Raw genomic sequence first — 16,919 nt, forward strand, 5'->3', positions numbered from 1 at the left:
TGCCCGGCGGAGCACCGGGCTGGTGAAACCGGCCGCCACCGGTGAGGTTGCTGCTGTCATGTCCCACTCCCCCAAGTGCCAATGTTGCGCTGAGTCTACTACCTGCGGGCGCGCCAAATTTCCGCGGGCCAGGCCGTGCTCGGGCGGGGCCTCAGGCCTTTGGAAAATCGTTCAGCTTCGATCGGATGAAGTCCTGGTCCTCGCGGGAAACGGCCGCCTCGCCGTGCTGTCCCGTGGGAAGGCTCTCCCCGCTCTCTTTGGAGATCACCGCCGTGATTGTTCGTGGCAGTATCTGGCATCCCGGGTTGTCGATCAGCCACTTCTGGGTTGCCGGGTCAAGGCGGCCCCACCGGTCTTTGAGGTTCATTGCTGGATGTAGCCTCCGTGCTCAGGTGACAGAACTGACTCTGAAGCGGGCTGGTGTGCCCACCCCAAACCACAAGTAAACGCCGGCCCGCGCGGAGGGCACAGGGACCAAAGTCCCTGCGGCGGGCGCTTTATGACGGCCGCCGCCCCGGCGCCGGCCAAGGTTCAGGAAACGGCAAGGCAGCCAAGGTATCCTCCCGGTATGACCCCCCGCTTCCAGGCTGCTGTTGCGCGCGCTGCTGCCTTCGACGCTGCATTTCCCGCAGGCTGCAGCCTGCCCGCATCTTCTCCGTCTGCCGGCCCGGACAGGGCAAGCCGGGCACGGGCCGCAGAACAGATTCGGAAGGGGAACTAGCGGTGGAACCACAGGTCCCCCGGCATATGAGCCAGGACGGGAAGGGCCCCGGCCGCAGGGCGGTTTTGCTGGCGGCAGTGCTGACGATGTCCTCCGCCGTGCCCGACCTGCAGCCGCATCCCAAGCACCAAGTGAGGGGATCGGATACGCCGGCGCCCGACGATGCAGCGGGTACCAGCTCGACCGTCCTGCACTCCGGCCCCGACGGCGACGCGCCCGCCCCCAACACGCCGGCAGCGCCCGTACCGTCACGCGCCCGGATTGTTGACACCTACGGGAAGCACCCGGCCCGGTACTGGGGCCTGGAGGCACCCGGAGTCCTGACGCGACTGCCGCCCCCATCACAGGGAATCGCCCTTACTTTTGACTTTTGCGGCGGCCCCGGCGGCAGCGGCTATGACCAGGCGCTGCTCGACACGCTGCGCCAACGCCACATCCCGGCCACGCTCTTCCTGAACTCCCGCTGGATCAATGCCAACCCCGCTGCCACGCGGCAGCTTGCGGCGGACCCCCTCTTCGAGGTGGCCAACCACGGGACTTCCCACAAGCCGCTGTCCACCACCGGCAATACGGCGTATGGCATCCCGGGCACCCGGAACGCCGGGGAAGTCTATGACGAGGTCATGCCGAACGATGACGCCCTGGCAGGCATTACGGGTAAGCGTCCCCGGTACTTCCGCCCAGGCACCGCCTACATGGACGACGTCGCCACGGACATCCTGGGTGCTTTGGGCGTCAAGCCGGTGGGCTTCAGCATCAATGGCGACGGCGGCGCAACCTATCCCGCCGCCGTCGTTGCCAGGGAGGTGGGCAAGGCCCGGGCGGGGGACGTGGTCATCTGCCACGGGAACCACCCCAACGGCGGAACAGCGGAAGGCCTGAAACAGGCAGTGGACAAACTGCTCGCGGCAGGCATGCCCTTCGCCCACCTGCCCTGACCCACTGCACCGAAGCGTCAGCCCTGGCTCGCCGTGCCGGTCCGCTGGCGGCCCACGTGCCGATCCGATACGTTGACAGGGAACCTGCCAAGCCGCATCGGAAGGACCTGTCCTGACGCTGCCGAACGTGAGGAACTGCCCATGCCGGAACAACACGGCCTTCCCGCAATCGGCTGGGTTCCCGCCTGGGCGGACCTCCAGGAACGCGGCGCAGACCCCATCGGCGCGGGCTTCGTCGTCGAGGCCGGCATGGGGCAGGACCCCGCAGGCAAGGAGTACGTGGCTGGCTGGCCGGGACCTGACGCTGAGAAACTTGCAGGCCAGGCCGCTGGCGAACCCAGTGTGCGCCTTACCCTGCTTTGCGCCGACGCCGGCGCCGCAGAGGGCCTGGCACCCGGCGGCCTCGCTCCCGTGGCTGAGCAGGTCCTGCTCATGGCCCCGACAGCCGGGCTCGACGCGGCTGTGGAGCTCCCTGAAAACTCCCAGGTGGCCCTGGCACCGATGGAGACCTATGACGCCGTCGAAATCACCGTTTTCGACCACCCCGTCGCCAAGGGACGCATCCAGGTGCGGGATGCCTTCGCGGCGGTGGCCATCACGGAACTCCCGCAGGGGCCCGGGAAAGAGGCCTTCGAACGGGGCCTGTTCGCTGCGATGGCGGAGGAGGCATTCCTCCATGGCGCCGAGTACCTGCATATGGTGGTCCACCCGGACGCTGCCGCCTCCTACGAGGCATCCGGGTGGGCCGTTGCGGGCCGTCTGGTGAGTTTCGAAAGGAACTGACGACGGCGGCCCAGCCCACCGGGTTGGCGCCAGCCCCGGTGGGCTGGCGCCAGCCCACCGGGGCTGGCGCCCGGCAGCCAGCCCCATCCGCCGGGTGAAGGGCCCTAATCCGGCCTGCCCACCACCACCTGGGAGGGGCTGTGGGTGACGTAGCCGTTGGCCCAGGAAAACAGCGCCCTGACTTTCTGCTGGAATCCGGGGAGCAGGGCCAGGTGGACCGCCAACCATGACACGAATGCCAAGGGCCCCTGCAGCTGCAGGCGCCGGCGGCCCAGTTCCGCGACCGCCGCGCCGCGTCCCACCATGGCCATGTACCCCTTGTCCCAGTAGCGGAAGGGCTCGCGCACACCGCCGGTAAGGTCCGCGTAGATGTTGCGGGCCGCCCACTTACCCGATTGCTGGGCCACCGACCCGAGCTGCGGCAGCTTGTTCCCGGCTGCGTCGGTGATGTTGGCAGAGTCGCCCAGCACATAGACGCCCTCGACGTCAGGGACGCTCAGATCGGGCTGGACGTCCACGCGGCCGCCCCTGCCCTGCTTCAGGCCGGACTCGGTAATGATCCGCCCGGCCTGCAGCCCGCCGGCCCACACCACCACCCGGGCAGGAATCACCGTCCCGTCTTTGAGGGTCACCCCGTCCGGGCGGACGTCAGCCACGGGCTGGCCCATATGCAGCTGCACGCCGAGTTTGGTGAGGCGGTCCCGGGCATACGCCTGCGATTTCTCCGAAAAGGCCGCAAGGACGTTTGGAACCATATCCACCAGATGGACATGGCAGCGATCCGCCAGCTCCGGCGAGAAGTACTTCGGCACGAGGTATTTGACGTTTTCGGCCAGCGCGCCGGCAGTCTCGACGCCGGTGGGGCCACCGCCCACCACAATGACGTCGGCGCCTGCCCCGGGCTCGCGGTCGGCCTCGTCCAGGATGGCGGTGATGGCCGCGCTGAGCCGCGTTGCATCCGCCACCGAGTACAGCGGGTAGGCATGCTCATCCGCGCCCGGGGTGTTGAAAAAATTCGGAACTGCCCCCGTGGCAATGACCAGGGCCTGGGCCCGGTAGGTGGAACCGTCCGCGGTGGTCACGGTCCGGTTCGCCGCGTCGATGGCGGTCACCTCCGCCGTCAGGACCCGGACGCTGTTGATTCCGCGGAACTCCGCGCGCAGCGGCCGCGTCACCGTGGACACGCCGATCTGGGACGCAGCCACCTGGTAGAGGAGTGGCTGGAACTGTTGGTAACTGTTGGCGTCAAGCAGCAGAACGCGGACACCTTTGCGGCCCAACTCTTCAGCCGCAGCTTTCCCGGCAAATCCGCCGCCAACCACGATGACCTGATATGAATCGTCCATTCGTGCAACTTACCCCTCCCGGCGTTTGAGTAACAGGGTGCCTTTTCCCGTACCCGCCGTGGGGGCGTGTGCCGGGCTCCCACGCCGGTGAATCTGCGAAAGGCAGCGTTCCCGGCCCCTAAGATGGCGGCATGGAAGACGAAGCCCTGGCGGACATTGCCGACCGGCTGTATGCAGGGGCGCTGGAGGACTTCATTCCAGCCCGCGCCGCCGCCGCCAAGGAGGCAGCAGGCCGGGACAAGGACCTCGCGGCAGCGGTGCGGGGACTGCCGAAACCGTCCGTCGCCGCGTGGGCGCTCAACATGCTTGCCAGGCAGCGGCCGGACGTGCCGGCCCGGCTGGGCGACCTTGGGGCACGGATGCGGGCCGCCCAGGACTCGCGGGACGCCGCTGCCCTGCGCGAACTCGGCCGGGAGCGGCGCACCATGCTCGCAGACGCCGTCGACACCGCCCGGGCTGTGGCCCGGGAGCAGGGCCGGCCCATCAGCGACGGGATGGCATCCGACGTCGAGGAAACCCTCCGGGCCCTGACGGCAGACACGGGTGCAGCCAACGCCGTTGCCAGCGGGCGGTTGCTGAAAGTCCTCTCCGCAGACGGCGTCAACGACGTGGACCTGGACGGTGCGGTGGCCCTCCCCGGACTGCTTCCGGCCGCACCGCCGAACCGGGCCGCCGGTACTCCTCCGCCTGCACGGCGGGTGGCCGGTAAGAAGACGGCAGAAGCGAAGCCGCCGGGCGGGGAAACGCCGGCGGCGAACGTGGCGGCATCGAAGACGCGGACGACGCCGCCGCACGGCACCGGGCCAACTCCGGCAAAGCCCCGGCTTGAGGCAGTCCGGCAGACTCCACGCCCGGCCTCGCCGCCCGCGCTGGAACGGGCCAGGGCCGCCCTCGCGGAGGCCCTGGAGGCCGAAGAAGCAGCATCCCAACTGGCCGGCGGCCTGCGGGAGCAGGAAGAGCAGGCGCGTGCGGACATCGCGGACCTGCAGCAGGAAACGGCTGAACTCAGGAGCCGGCTCAAGGCCGCCGAAGAACGCCTTGACCGCTCCCGCAAGCGGCTGGCCACCACCGCGGCCGAAGCGAAACAGGCCGCACGGGCGGCAGACAAAGCCAGCCGGACCGCCATGCTGGCGCAGGAGCGCGTACTCCGCCTGGGCAGCAAATAACTGCTTCACAGAAGGCTGGGGAACGTCACCTCCCACTATCGCCCTTGAAGACGCCATTACGCTGTAGATGTTTCCACCCACTGGCAAGCACTCCCCTGCTCGGCCGCGGCCAGCCCTCGCCGTCGCCAAGTACTATTTCTGCATGGGGGCCAAATCCGAACGGCCTGGGCTTGGGCGGCCCGGCCGCCCGCCGGCGTCCCTGCGCAGGGCATCGCTTGGGCTCCTGCAACCCGTGGGCCTCGCACAGATTCTCCCGCCGGCGCCGCACCGACACCTACCGAGAAGAGCAAATCATCACTACCATCACCGTCCTCGTCGCCGGAGCCACCGGTGACCTCGGCCAGCGCATCGTGCGCGAACTCCTCCGCCGCGACGCCGCGGTCCGGGTCCTGACACGCCCCGGAAGCGGAACGGCCCACGGCATCTACGGCAGGGAGGACCGTGTGGAGATTTACGAGGCCGCCTACACGGATCGGGCCGCCCTCGCCTCCGCGTTGTCCGGAGTAGATACCGTCATTTCCGCCGTCAGCGGTGCGCGTCCGGTGATCGTCGACGCGCAGCGGTCGCTCCTTGCGGCCGCCGTCGAAGCAGGGGTGGCGCGGTTCATCCCGTCGGACTACTCCGCGGATTACCGCCGGGTCACCCCCGGCAGCAACCGCAACTTCGAGCTCCGCCGCGAGTTCGCCGCCCAACTCGACGCCGCACCCCTCCGTGTAACTTCCGTGCTGAACGGGGCGTTCACCGACATGCTCACCGGGCAGGCGCCGATGATCCTGTTTAAGCGCCGCCGGGTCCTGTTCTGGTCCTCACCGGACCAGGTCCTCGACTTCACGACCAAAGATGACGTCGCAAGGTTTGTCGCCCTTACCGCCCTCGATGAGGACGCGCCCCGCGTGGTCGAAATAGCCGGCGACCGCGTCACGGCGCGCAGCATAGCCCGGACGATGACCGAACTCACAGAGACGCCTTTCGCCCTGCAATGGGCCGGGACCACCACAGTCTTGGCGGCCATAAGCAGGATCGGCCGCCATTTCTCGAAGGACAATGACCAGGCCTTCCCGGCGTGGCAGGGCATGCAGTACTTCGTCAGCATGTTCAGCGGCGAGGCGGAGCTTCAGCACGTCAACAACGACCGCTATGGCCGGCAAGAGTGGACCTCGGTCCGCGATGTCCTCGAAGCGCACCTGAAGGAGACAACCGGCGACGGGAGAAATCGGACGATCGCTCATCCCGGGCACTGATGGACGGCAATTCCCGGTTCGTCCTACTCGCGTCTGTCCACAACACGCGGAGTCGGTTCCAACAAATGTCAGACCCCGGTTGCAGACTGGATTCATGGAAAACCAAGCAACACAGGAATTTCACGTGACGTACTTCGACGCCGACTGCGGCCGGGCCCGGTCCGAGGTCTTTGACACGCTTGAAGAAGCCGAGCGCTTCGCCGGCCGGCACTGCCACGGCGAGGACAGCTGGGCCGTGGTGGACGCCGTGACCGTGGAACACGTCCAGATCGCTGCCTGACCGGCCGCGTCCTCCGGGCCCGGTACAGCCCACATTAAAGGCCTCAGCCCGTGCTGCCTGGCGGTTGCCGGCAGCACGGGCTGGAGTTTGGCTTGGCGGGCTTCCACCGGCCGCTGGGACCGGTGCCGCCGTCGCGGCCTAGGCGAAGTCGGAGACCGCGGGATCGGGTCCGATGCGGCCTTCGCCGCCGGCGGTCCGGTCCAGGTTGTTGATGGCTTCGACGTCTTCCGGATCGAGGGATACCTCGAGGGCTGCGAAGTTCTCCTTGATCCGTGACTCCGTCACAGACTTGGGGATCACCACGTTGCCGATCGCCAGGTGCCAGGCGATGACCACCTGGGCCGGGGTGGCCTGGTGCTTGGCAGCGATGGAGACGACCGCCGGGTCCTGCAGCAGTTCCCCGCCCTGGCCCAGCGGGGACCATGCCTGGGTCAGGATGCCCTTGGCGGCACCGAACTCGCGCAGTTCGCGCTGGCTGAAGTAGGGGTGCAGCTCGATCTGGTGGATGGCCGGAACCACGCCCGTTTCGTCGATAAGCCGCTGCAGGCCCTCTGCAGTGAAGTTCGAGACACCGATGGACTTCACCCGTCCGCGCTTCTGGAGTTCAATCAGCGCCTTCCAGGTGTCAACGTACTTGTCCTGCTTGGGCTGCATCCAGTGGATCAGGTACAGGTCGAGGGTTTCCAGGCCGAGCCGGTCCATGGACTCCTCGAAAGCGGCGAGGGTGGACTCGTAGCCCTGGTCCGCGTTCCACAGCTTGGTGGTGATGAAGATTTCTTCCGGAGACAGGCCGGAGCTTGCAATGGCACGGCCCACGCCTGCCTCATTGCCGTAGATCTTTGCGGTGTCGATGTGCCGGAAGCCGGCCTCGATCGCCTGGCGCACGACCTTTTCAGCCACGTCGTCCTCAACCTGCCACACACCGTAGCCGAGCTGAGGGATCGTGTTTCCGTCGTTGAAAGTCAAGGTAGGTGAAAAAGTCATGCTTTCATCCTGCCAAAGCTGCCCGCCCCGGCGCCCCTGATTCGGGCCTGTCAGCCACACGCTTAACTGGAAAGTAAGCTTCCAAATCGGGAATATTCCGGCGGCACCCGCGCAGCTATTCCGCGTGAAGCTGCCTCTCGGCGTCCTCCACCTGCTGGAAGACAGACTCGGCGCGGCGGTGGACGGATGCTGCACCCACCGGTACCGGCCCCACGGCGAGCCGCAGCATAGCCGCCGCTTCTGCCGTCGTTGCCAGCGAGTTCCCTGCCTTGGACAAGGATCTATGGACGTCCGCCAGGGCCGCCGGTATGTCCAGCCCGTCGCTTGGGGCACGCCGCTGCGCCTCCATGCAGACAGTCCGGACGCGCGGAAGCAGGGCAGCGAGCTGGTTGGCGATGTCCACCAGCTCGCCATACAGCTGGTCATCCTCCACGCCCTCGAGGACCTGGTGGAAGCGGTCCAGTCCCCGATGGAAGCGGTCGTGCGCGCGGCGCCACAACCCCTTGCCCAGTTCCGCGTCATCCTTGCGCCCCTGCCTGGCGGCGCTGAAAAAGCCCAAGCGGGGCCTACAGGTACTGGCCCGGGCCGTGGTCCGGGTCCTCACGCTGGCCGGGCCGTGCAGCCTGCCCCGGCCGGGCGCCGGCCGGGGCCCGCTGTGGCTCGCCGTTTTCCCCAATCACGACGCCGGGGGCAATCATGGTGCCGGGCGGCAGCTGGCGCAGCTGCAGCTGGGCTGCGGCGTGTTCCCGGGCGGCGTGCTGGGCAGCGATGGCGGTCTGGATACCGTGGAACAAGCCTTCGAGCCATCCCACCAGCTGGGCCTGGGCGATCCGGAGCTCGGCATCGGAGGGCGTGGCGTCGTCGGAGAAGGGCAGGTTGATCCGGTCCAGTTCCGCTACCAGCTCGGGTGCGAGGCCGTCCTCAAGCTCCTTGATGGAGCGCTTGTGGATGGCGGCGAGCCGGCCCCTCGCGGCGTCATCCAGGGGTGCGGACTTCACCTCTTCGAGGAGCTGCCGGATCATGGTGCCGATCCGCATCACTTTGGCGGGCTCATCCACCAGGTCCTGCAGGCTGCTGCCCCGCGGCCTGCCGTCCCCGTCAGACGGGGCCTGGACAGGTGCCTCGTTGTCATCAACGGGGGTGCCTTCTACAGGGAGGTCCTCAGCTGCCTGAGTGTCATTGGGATCGCTCATGCGTTCATACTCTCACGGCCCATCGGCACAGGGCCCACCGGTGAAGCCCTGTGGCAGGCTTGTCCGCTGCGGGCTCAATCAGCAGCACCGGCCCTGGGGATTGCTGTCCTGGCGGTCGGTGCGGTCCCGCCAGAACTCCCGCTCGGTCAGGGGTGCTTCTGCATGCCCGGCCGCCCGGTGATGTTCCAAATACTTGGCGTACGCGTCCGCGCCCATGACGCCGCCCAGGTAGCGGGCAAACCCGCGAAACCCGTTGGCCACCAGGGCCATGCCCGTGCTCATCAGTGCCTGGCCCGTTCAAGGCGGGCCTCTGCGGGCACCTTCGCCCACTCCGCAGCAAGCTCGCGTTCGGCGGTTGTGGGCACCAGCCCGGCGGGGGCAAAGACGCGCGACGGAACAGCCGGGTCCTCGTTGTCCGTGGTGGCCACCCCTGCCGACCGGTCCCGGAACGCCTTGGCCGTGGCGAGCACCGCCGTCGCAATCACGATGATGCTCAGCACCACGAAGATCACGGACAGCCAGCCCTGGATGGCCGTGTTGCGGACCACGGCTTCCATCGCAGCGACCGATTTCGCGGTGCCGAACTCCTTCTTGCCGTCGGCCAGCGCCTTGCTGAAGGCGGCGTTGTTGGCGAAGTACCCCACAGCCGGGGTGGAGGAGAAGATCTTCTGGTAGCTCGCCGTGATGGTGACCACCGCGGCGAACGCCAGCGGCAGGGCCACGATCCACAGGTACTTGAAGGTGCCGCGCTTGGCGACGATGGCCAGGACCACGGCCAGCGCGATGGCGGCGAGCAGCTGGTTGGCGATGCCGAACAGCGGGAACAGGGTGTTGATGCCGCCCAGCGGGTCGGTGACGCCCATCAACAGCACCGCGCCCCAGGCTGCCACCATGATGGCGGTGCAGAGCCAGGCACCGGGGCGCCAGGAGGCTTCCTTGAACTTGGGGACGAAGTTGCCGATGGAGTCCTGCAGCATGAAGCGGGCAACGCGGGTGCCGGCGTCGACGGCGGTGAGGATGAAGAGCGCCTCGAACATGATGGCGAAGTGGTACCAGAAGCCCATGAGGGCGGTGCCGCCGACGAACTGGTGCATGATGTGCGCCAGGCCCACGGCCAGCGTGGGGGCGCCGCCGGTCCGGGACACGATGCTTTGCTCGCCCACGTTCCGGGCGGTCTCGGACAGCAGGTCCGGGCTGATGTTCACCCCGGCCAGGCCCAGGCTGTTGACCCAGGTGGCTGCCGTTTCCACGGTTCCGCCGGTGAGGGCTGCGGGGGCGTTCATGGCGAAGTAGAGTCCGCGGTCGATAGAGATGGCTGCCACCAGGGCCATGATGGCCACGAAGGATTCCATCAGCATGCCGCCGTAGCCGATGTAGCGGGTCTGCCGTTCCTTCTCCACCAGTTTGGGGGTGGTGCCGGACGAGATGAGGGCGTGGAAGCCGGACAGGGCGCCGCAGGCGATGGTGACGAACAGGAAGGGGAACAGGGCCCCGGAGAACACGGGTCCGTTTTCCCGGCTGGCGAATTCGCTGAATGCGGGAACGGTGACCTCGGGACGGACCACGATGATGGCCAGCGCGAGCATCACGATCACGCCGATCTTCATGAAGGTGGAGAGGTAGTCGCGCGGGGCCAGGAGCAGCCACACCGGCAGGATGGCGGCGATGAAGCCGTAGATGATCAGGCCCCAGGCGATGGTCACCTTGTCCAGGTGGAACACGTTTGCGCCCCATTCGGTCTGGGCCACCAGGCCGCCGCCGATGATGGCGGCCATCAGCAGGACGAAGCCGATGATGGAGACTTCCATGACCTTGCCGGGCCGCAGGTAGCGGAGGTAGACGCCCATGAAGAGGGCGATGGGGATGGTCATGCCCACGGAGAACACGCCCCACGGGCTTTCACCCAGGGCGTTGACGACGACGAGGGCCAGGATGGCCACGATGATCACCATGATGAGCAGGGTGGCGATCAGGGCTGCCGTGCCGCCGATGACGCCGAGTTCCTCGCGGGCCATCTGGCCCAGGGAGCGGCCGCCGCGGCGCATGGAGAAGAACATCACCAGGTAGTCCTGGACGGCGCCGGCGAAGACGACGCCGACGATGATCCAGATGGTGCCGGGAAGGTAGCCCATCTGGGCCGCGATGACCGGGCCCACCAGTGGGCCGGCGCCGGCGATGGCTGCGAAGTGGTGCCCGAAGAGCACGTTGCGGTCCGTGCGGACGTAGTCCTTGCCGTCCGCCTTGTACTCGGCCGGGGTGGCGCGGCGGTCGTCAGGCTTGGTGATGTAGCGTTCGATCACCTTGGAGTAGAAGCGGTACCCGATCAGGTAGGTGCACACGGAGGCAAAGACGAACCAGATGGCGTTGACGGTCTCGCCGCGGACGATGGCCAGCATGAACCAGGCGACGCCGCCCAGCAGGGCGATCGCGGCCCAGAGTGCGATCTTTGCCGGAGTCCATTTCCGGTCCTCGGCGTCGAGCCGGGCGCCGTCCACGGCAGGCGGGGGAAGATCCGGATCAGTAGCCAGCCCGCCCTCCGCCCGGGATCCGTTCTTCCGTTGGTCAGGCACTCCGGCCATGTCTCCTCCTTGAGAGATTTCCCACTTTTCCTACTGGGCACCCTACCAACGCCGGTCCGCGCTTTAGCGGCCGACGGCGGCGCGGCGCCGGGCCGTGCGGTGAGCGGCAGCGACGCGGCGACGAATGAGGGGACGGAGGCTCTGCCCTTACGCCAGGCTGCGCCGGGACAAGGGCAGGCCGGACGGGGTGAAGGTCCAGGCAAGCACCGCGCCCGTCACCGGTACCGCCATCACGAGGGCCAGCAAGTGCAGCCAGGGAATGTCCACTGCCGTCCGCATGTCCGTCGACAGGACAAGCAGGAGCGCAGGTACCACCCCTGCCAGCACTCCCAGCAGGGCGCCCACGCCACTGGTGAAAAGGGCCTGCGATCCTGCCAGGGCCTTACGCAGCCGTGGTGAGGCGCCCACCCCGGCAAGGGTGGCATGGTCCGTACGGGCATCGGCCAGGGAGAGGCCGGTGGTGATGCCCGCTGCGCTGAACGTGATGAGGGCCGCCGCGGCCACAATGGACCAGGTCATCCACTGGCTGCCCTGGGAAATGCCCGGCTCGGCCCGGAAGGCCATGCCGGGTTGCCGGTAGACGTCCGCGATGGCGGCGGAGGCTGCATCCGCCTCGGCCTCCGACGGATACTTCGCCAGCTGAATAAGCAGCCCGGCGGGTTCAGCGTGGAGCTCCAGGCGTGCCGCGGTTTCCGGAGAGACGACGCCGAAGTATGGGGCCGGGACCACCGGCTCAAGCACCGCTGCGGCCAGGGAAGTGCTCCTCACCACTGAGGGCACCGTGCCCGGCCCTGACGGCGCCGGCCCTTGGGTCCGCACATCCTGCGCCTGCAGCAGGACAGATCCGTCACGGACGAAGACGGGGTTGGTCACCACCATCCCGCCGGCCTCCAGCACCGCCAGGGACTCCGCAGAGGGGTCGCGGCCCAACACTGCCCGGATGTCGTCCGCGCCGCCCACCAGGATGGCCCTGCCGGAGGGCTGTTCATTGACCATGGACCCGCGGCACCGCCAGTCCCCCGGGTCCACTACCCGTCCCACGGGTGTCGTCGGGCACGTATTGGCCTGCGGCCTGGCAAGCGAAAACAACAGGCAATTCGAGGTGTCCGTCAGCGCCGGCAGGCCAGGATCGGCGGGGCCCTCCGGGCAGTTCCGCAGGCCTGCGGGGGCGGTGATGAGCCGGGTCGATTGAACCGTCCCCAGGGCACCATCCACCGCTGCGGAGAGCACGCCGGCGTCAATGTGCACGGGCGGCCGCATGCTGCCATCGGCAGCGAGTGGCTGGTCCACCGTGAGCGGCAGGTACGCCTGGTTTTCCAGGGCGCCCCAGTAATGCGAGTCCCGCAGCCCGGCCTGCTGGCTGGCTGACAGCACCAGGGCGGCACTGGCCAGGGTGGCGGCGGCGAGGACCGCGGCCACGGCGGGCACGCTCCGGCCGCGGTTCCGGGCCGAGTCTCGGGCGGCCATGCGAAGGGACAGGGACAGCCACTGGGTCCTTGAGGTGAGCCGTTGGACCAGCCATCCCGTCAGGAGCACCAGGCCGGCAACTGCGAGCACGGCGCCCGCGATCAGCAGCGTGACCACCAGCGGCAACTGCTCCGCCCGCTGGTCGGGATCGTTCGTGGAATTGCTGAGAAGCCAGCCGCCCATCAGCAGCCCTGAGGCAAGTGCCAGCGCGACGACGCCGGCCACCGTGGTGCGGCGCCCCGTGGGCGCTGGCGCCCGCCCGGATTTGAGCGCACCCAGGACGGCCTGCCTTGACACCTGGCGCGCCGGGACCAATGCGGCCAGCAGGCAGGCGCCCAATCCCATGGCCATGGCCACGGCTGTCAGGAGGAGGTCCGGGTGCAGGCCGGCCAGCCGGGCGGAGCCGGTGGAACGGACCACGTGGACGACGACGGCCGCAGCCCCCAGCCCCACTGCGGCGCCGGCGGCCACGGCCAGGCTGCCAAGCCACAGTCCACCGGCAGTGACGACGGCTCCGACGGTGGCAGTGTCCGCTCCGGAGGAGGCCAGCAGTGCCAGCTCACGTACCTGGCGCTTGGCACCGACGGCGAAAGCGGCACCGGCCAGCAGGCCTACCTCGAGCAGTGCGAGCGCACCGACCAGGCCGAAAGTGGCATAGACGGTCACCAGGACAGGGGTGTTGTCGTGCAGCTGGGAACCGGGAACCGTGCGCTGGCCGGCGGGCGGCGGGTCCAGCACCACACTGCGGGAGAGCACGCCCACGCCTTCGCTGTTGGCCTCCCTGATCTGTTGCCAGGTGACCGGCTCGGGGCCCACCAGGTAATAGGACACGGACTGGCGGGTCGAAGGGCCCGGTGCCAGGTCCGCGGGCGCCTGGCCGGCCTTAAGGTACAGGATGCTGTTGCTGTCCGCGGCGGACGCGTCACGGATGGTACCCACCGGGACGAAGGTTCCTGCCGACGTCGTAAATTCCTGGCCGAAGGCGAGGTGGAACCGCGTCATCAGCCCGGGCGAGGCGAGCACTTCCGTCCCGTCGCGCGGTGCGCGGCCGGCCAGCAGGCTGTACTTGCCGTCAAAGGCCGGATTGAGCGCGTCCACCTCGCGGCCCGGCAAGGAAACCAGGGCCGCGCCCACGCCGGTGGTCAGCGTGAGCGTCCGCTGCGGAAGGACCTCGTAGCCCGCAGGAATGGCGTCGGCAGGGTTTGTCCGCTGGAAGTCCGGGTCGTAGCGGCCGGAGCTGGAAGCGACGACACCGTCGTTGAGTGGGTCCTGCAGGGAGTCAGCGCTGGGTACCGTCAGGACGCTGAACCTCGCCTGAGTGTTGCCCAGTTCGTACCGGACAATCTCCCCGGGCGTGCGCTGGGAGCTCTGGTAGAGGGTGGCGGCGCCGGTCATGCCCGCCACCGGCAGCATGATCAGAAGGACGATCAGGAGCGAGCGCCCCTTATGGCGGGCGATGTCGCGGCGGGCCAGCCGCAAGGCAACCCGGCGGCCGCTCCGGCGGCCCTGCGGCGCGGGAGCGAGGTCGAGCGGCATCAGAGTCCGGCCTGCGTCAGGAGCATCGTGGGGTCGTGCATGGCCGCCGCCTGGTCAATGATGCGTCCGTCGCGCAGGAAGACCACCCGGTCCGCCCAGGCGGCGTGCCTGGCCTCGTGGGTGACGAGCATGACGGCGGCTCCGGCGTCGGCCCTGCCGCGCAGCACCTCCATGACCCCCTGGCCCGTTGTCGAATCCAGCGCACCGGTGGGTTCGTCCGCCAGGATCAGGCGCCGCTGGCCCACGATGGCCCGGGCGATCGCCACGCGCTGCTGCTGGCCGCCGGACATCTGGTCCATGAACCGGTCCGCCAGCTCCGGGATACCCACCTGCCGCAGCGCATCCGCGGCCTGCCGGTGCGCCTTCCTCGCGGATGTTCCATCCAGCTCCAGCGGCAGCGCCACGTTTTCGCCGGCAGTCAACGTGGGGACCAGGTTGAAGTCCTGGAAAACGTAGCCGACGGCGCGGCGGCGCAGGCGGGCCAGTTCGTTCAGGCCCAGCCCGGCCAGGGGCGTGGATTCGACAAAGACAGCGCCCGACGTCGGCCGGTCCAGTCCGCCGGCAACGGCGAGGAGTGAGGACTTGCCTGAGCCCGACGGACCCATCACTGCGACAAACTCCCCCGCGCAGATGGTGAGGTCGACGCCGCGGAGTGCGGCGACCGCCGTCGCGCCTTCCCCAAAGGTCCGGCCAACCTGGGCAAGTTCCAGGACCTGCTGCGGCCCCTGCACGCTCACCGGCGGCTGTCCGCGTTGAGCGGGGCGTCTTCCGTGACCCCGTTGGACGTTTTCCGGGCGGACCCCGCGGCTGCGGCCTGCGCCTGCTGGACCATCCTGGCCTCACAGAGGTCCAGCCAGCGGACTTCCGCTTCGGTCTGGAAGATCAGCGAGTCCAGTACCAGGAGCCAGGCGGTATCCGTGGCCCGCTGGTTCGCGGCCGTGTCACGCCGGGCTTTGGTGTAGTCCTGCAGGGCCCTGATGGACGCCACGCGCTGGGCCTGGATGATGGCCTGGACATCAACCCCGGGCAGGATGACGGCGAGCGCCAGCTTGATGGCGAGCTCGTTGCGGGGCGGATTGTTCCGTTCCACGGGGGCAGCGAACCAGCTCTGCACCTCCGCTTTGCCGGCGGCGGTGATGCTGTACACCACGTGGCCCTCGCCGTCGTCGCCTTCCTTGGCCACCAGGGAATCGCGTTCCAGCCGGTCCAGGGTGGTGTACACCTGCCCGATATTCAGGGGCCAGGTGGCTCCGGTGCGGCTCTCGAACTCGACCCGCAGCTGGTAGCCATAGCGTGGCTGGTCCTGCAGCAGGGCGAGGAGGCTGTGGCGAATCGACATGGTGCTCCCCCGGGCTTAGTCATTGCCGGTATGCACAGGCCCCCAAGACCAGTGCATACCGCGTATAGGCAGCCTAAACCGGAAGCATCCGGAACGCAATACCGGGTATGCATCTGGGCCTTACATCACCAGGAGGACCTTGCCCACGTGGTCGCCGCTGTCGAAGTACCGGTGCGCCGCGCCCACCTGGTCCAGGGGGAAGGTCTTGGCAACCAGGGGACGGATCCTGCCATCGGCCACCAGCGGCCACACAGCGTCGCGCACGGCGGTCATGATGGCACCTTTTTCCGCCACCGGCCTGGGCCGCAGGGCAGTAGCCACCACGGCCGCCCGCTTCTTCAGCAGCAGCCCCAGGTCCAGTTCACCCTTGGTTCCACCCTGCAGGCCGATCACCACCAGGCGCCCGTAGTCGGCCAGGGCGTCCACGTTCTGCGGCAGGTACTTGGCCCCCACCACGTCCAGGATGACATCAGCCCCCTTGCCTTCGTTCTGCCGCCGAAGGCTCTCCGGGAAGTCTTCCTCTTTGTAATTGATGGCGATATCCGCCCCGAGGAAGGCTTTGGCGGTGCTGACTTTCTCGTCACTTCCGGCCGTGGTGGCCACCTTGGCACCGAAGGCCTTGGCGAGCTGGATGGCCATGGTGCCGATCCCGCCGGTGGCACCGTGGATGAGGACCGTCTCGCCCGGCTGCAGCTGCGCCGTCATGATGAGGTTGGAGTACACCGTCGCAGCCACCTCGGGCAGCGACGCGGCGGTGACCAGGTCAACCCCCTCGGGGACGCGCAGCACCTGCTCGGCCGGGACCGCCACCTGCTGGGCGTAGCCGCCGCCTGCCAGCAGGGCCACTACCTTGTCCCCCAGCGAGAACGGCTTGCTGACACCGGGTCCGAAGCCGGCGATCCGTCCTGACACTTCCAGCCCGGGGACCTCGGAGGCACCCGGCGGCGGCGGGTAGAAGCCCCTGCGCTGCTGGACATCGGCCCGGTTCAGGCCGGCAGCCACCACGTCAATCAGCACTTCGCCCTGGCCGGGCACAGGGGCGTCCACGTCCCGCACTTCCAGCACTTCCGGGCCGCCCGGTTCCGATATGTAGACGGCTTTCATGGACCTCTCCCGTTTTTGACTAAAATCCTGGCTGCATCCAGTGTGCACCGGGCGCTTCCCCGGGCCTGTTTTGTTGCAGGCAAGCGCCTATGAAACACTACTAGCTGAGGAAGGTTGTCCGAGCGGCCGAAGGAGCTGGTCTTGAAAACCAGTGTGCGGTAACCCCGTACCAAGAGTTCGAATCTCTTACCTTCCGCAAGGGAACCCCTGGCAGCCGGCACCGGCCGCCAGGGGTTTTTTGC

At 68.2% G+C, this 16,919-nt stretch carries 16 protein-coding genes and 1 tRNA gene; 6 read left to right on the forward strand and 11 right to left on the reverse strand.

Going from position 1 to position 16,919, the window contains the following annotated elements:
• Positions 1-151: 151 nt before the first annotated feature.
• Positions 152-367, reverse strand: a complete 216-nt coding sequence (locus BACI349Y_RS15760; protein ID WP_159632921.1) for a hypothetical protein — start codon at positions 365-367, stop codon at positions 152-154.
• Between the two features lie 380 nt (positions 368-747).
• Between BACI349Y_RS15760 and BACI349Y_RS15765 the strand changes: the two genes are divergently transcribed.
• A complete protein-coding gene (locus BACI349Y_RS15765) occupies positions 748-1,659 on the forward strand; it encodes a polysaccharide deacetylase family protein (RefSeq protein WP_159632922.1) in 912 nt (303 codons plus the stop codon).
• A gap of 141 nt (positions 1,660-1,800) precedes the next feature.
• On the forward strand, positions 1,801-2,442 hold the full coding sequence (locus BACI349Y_RS15770; protein ID WP_159632923.1) for a hypothetical protein: 642 nt from the start codon (positions 1,801-1,803) through the stop codon (positions 2,440-2,442).
• A gap of 104 nt (positions 2,443-2,546) precedes the next feature.
• Here the strand turns inward: BACI349Y_RS15770 and BACI349Y_RS15775 are convergent, their stop codons facing one another.
• A complete protein-coding gene (locus BACI349Y_RS15775; protein ID WP_159632924.1) occupies positions 2,547-3,788 on the reverse strand; it encodes an NAD(P)/FAD-dependent oxidoreductase in 1,242 nt (413 codons plus the stop codon).
• A gap of 131 nt (positions 3,789-3,919) precedes the next feature.
• Between BACI349Y_RS15775 and BACI349Y_RS15780 the strand changes: the two genes are divergently transcribed.
• The 3 genes from BACI349Y_RS15780 to BACI349Y_RS15790 all read left to right on the forward strand — a co-directional run bounded on the left by BACI349Y_RS15780 (position 3,920) and on the right by BACI349Y_RS15790 (position 6,475).
• Entirely contained in the window at positions 3,920-4,954 is a 1,035-nt protein-coding gene (locus BACI349Y_RS15780) for a hypothetical protein (protein WP_159632925.1), read from the forward strand.
• Between the two features lie 290 nt (positions 4,955-5,244).
• Entirely contained in the window at positions 5,245-6,195 is a 951-nt protein-coding gene (locus BACI349Y_RS15785) for an NmrA family NAD(P)-binding protein (RefSeq protein WP_201302532.1), read from the forward strand.
• Between the two features lie 94 nt (positions 6,196-6,289).
• Positions 6,290-6,475 (forward strand): hypothetical protein, encoded by a 186-nt coding sequence (locus BACI349Y_RS15790; protein ID WP_159632927.1) that lies wholly within the window; start codon positions 6,290-6,292, stop codon positions 6,473-6,475.
• A 138-nt stretch (positions 6,476-6,613) separates the two neighbouring features.
• On the opposite strand, the gene BACI349Y_RS15795 is transcribed toward BACI349Y_RS15790, so the two are convergent.
• The 9 genes from BACI349Y_RS15795 to BACI349Y_RS15835 form a co-directional block, all read right to left on the reverse strand.
• Positions 6,614-7,459, reverse strand: a complete 846-nt coding sequence (locus tag BACI349Y_RS15795; protein WP_159632928.1) for an aldo/keto reductase — start codon at positions 7,457-7,459, stop codon at positions 6,614-6,616.
• 115 nt (positions 7,460-7,574) lie between these two features.
• The gene (locus BACI349Y_RS15800; RefSeq protein WP_159632929.1) at positions 7,575-8,018 is read right to left on the reverse strand and encodes a hypothetical protein; all 444 of its coding nucleotides are present in this window, start codon (positions 8,016-8,018) and stop codon (positions 7,575-7,577) included.
• 7 nt (positions 8,019-8,025) lie between these two features.
• Positions 8,026-8,652 (reverse strand): bacterial proteasome activator family protein, encoded by a 627-nt coding sequence (locus BACI349Y_RS15805; RefSeq protein WP_159632930.1) that lies wholly within the window; start codon positions 8,650-8,652, stop codon positions 8,026-8,028.
• A gap of 78 nt (positions 8,653-8,730) precedes the next feature.
• Positions 8,731-8,934: a YbdD/YjiX family protein gene (locus BACI349Y_RS15810; RefSeq protein WP_159632931.1), complete on the reverse strand. Its 204-nt coding sequence runs from the start codon at positions 8,932-8,934 to the stop codon at positions 8,731-8,733.
• A complete protein-coding gene (locus tag BACI349Y_RS15815) occupies positions 8,934-11,231 on the reverse strand; it encodes a carbon starvation CstA family protein (protein WP_159632932.1) in 2,298 nt (765 codons plus the stop codon). Before BACI349Y_RS15815 ends, BACI349Y_RS15810 begins: the two co-directional genes overlap by 1 nt.
• A gap of 147 nt (positions 11,232-11,378) precedes the next feature.
• Positions 11,379-14,234, reverse strand: a complete 2,856-nt coding sequence (locus BACI349Y_RS15820; protein ID WP_159632933.1) for a hypothetical protein — start codon at positions 14,232-14,234, stop codon at positions 11,379-11,381.
• Positions 14,234-14,971: an ABC transporter ATP-binding protein gene (locus BACI349Y_RS15825; protein ID WP_159632934.1), complete on the reverse strand. Its 738-nt coding sequence runs from the start codon at positions 14,969-14,971 to the stop codon at positions 14,234-14,236. The genes BACI349Y_RS15820 and BACI349Y_RS15825 overlap by 1 nt, the downstream gene beginning before the upstream one ends.
• A complete protein-coding gene (locus BACI349Y_RS15830; protein WP_159632935.1) occupies positions 14,968-15,573 on the reverse strand; it encodes a PadR family transcriptional regulator in 606 nt (201 codons plus the stop codon). The genes BACI349Y_RS15825 and BACI349Y_RS15830 overlap by 4 nt, the downstream gene beginning before the upstream one ends.
• Before the next feature lie 120 nt (positions 15,574-15,693).
• A complete protein-coding gene (locus tag BACI349Y_RS15835; RefSeq protein WP_159632936.1) occupies positions 15,694-16,677 on the reverse strand; it encodes an NAD(P)H-quinone oxidoreductase in 984 nt (327 codons plus the stop codon).
• A 108-nt stretch (positions 16,678-16,785) separates the two neighbouring features.
• Between BACI349Y_RS15835 and BACI349Y_RS15840 the strand changes: the two genes are divergently transcribed.
• Positions 16,786-16,873 (forward strand) — tRNA-Ser (locus BACI349Y_RS15840).
• Positions 16,874-16,919 lie beyond the last annotated feature (46 nt).

This window comes from Arthrobacter sp. 8AJ, from assembly GCF_902506025.1.
In the GTDB taxonomy this organism is placed as follows: Bacteria; Actinomycetota; Actinomycetes; order Actinomycetales; family Micrococcaceae; genus Arthrobacter.

Bases quoted from the DNA above. Each gene is read 5' to 3' on its own strand.
- BACI349Y_RS15835 (WP_159632936.1), bottom strand. From the start codon at position 16,677: ATGAAAGCCGTCTACATATCGGAACCGGGCGGCCCGGAAGTGCTGGAA.
- BACI349Y_RS15830 (WP_159632935.1), bottom strand. From the start codon at position 15,573: ATGTCGATTCGCCACAGCCTCCTCGCCCTGCTGCAGGACCAGCCACGC.
- BACI349Y_RS15790 (WP_159632927.1), top strand. From the start codon at position 6,290: ATGGAAAACCAAGCAACACAGGAATTTCACGTGACGTACTTCGACGCC.
- BACI349Y_RS15760 (WP_159632921.1), bottom strand. From the start codon at position 367: ATGAACCTCAAAGACCGGTGGGGCCGCCTTGACCCGGCAACCCAGAAG.
- BACI349Y_RS15780 (WP_159632925.1), top strand. From the start codon at position 3,920: ATGGAAGACGAAGCCCTGGCGGACATTGCCGACCGGCTGTATGCAGGG.
- BACI349Y_RS15795 (WP_159632928.1), bottom strand. From the start codon at position 7,459: ATGACTTTTTCACCTACCTTGACTTTCAACGACGGAAACACGATCCCT.
- BACI349Y_RS15815 (WP_159632932.1), bottom strand. From the start codon at position 11,231: ATGGCCGGAGTGCCTGACCAACGGAAGAACGGATCCCGGGCGGAGGGC.
- BACI349Y_RS15765 (WP_159632922.1), top strand. From the start codon at position 748: ATGAGCCAGGACGGGAAGGGCCCCGGCCGCAGGGCGGTTTTGCTGGCG.
- BACI349Y_RS15775 (WP_159632924.1), bottom strand. From the start codon at position 3,788: ATGGACGATTCATATCAGGTCATCGTGGTTGGCGGCGGATTTGCCGGG.
- BACI349Y_RS15805 (WP_159632930.1), bottom strand. From the start codon at position 8,652: ATGAGCGATCCCAATGACACTCAGGCAGCTGAGGACCTCCCTGTAGAA.
- BACI349Y_RS15810 (WP_159632931.1), bottom strand. From the start codon at position 8,934: ATGAGCACGGGCATGGCCCTGGTGGCCAACGGGTTTCGCGGGTTTGCC.
- BACI349Y_RS15820 (WP_159632933.1), bottom strand. From the start codon at position 14,234: ATGCCGCTCGACCTCGCTCCCGCGCCGCAGGGCCGCCGGAGCGGCCGC.
- BACI349Y_RS15770 (WP_159632923.1), top strand. From the start codon at position 1,801: ATGCCGGAACAACACGGCCTTCCCGCAATCGGCTGGGTTCCCGCCTGG.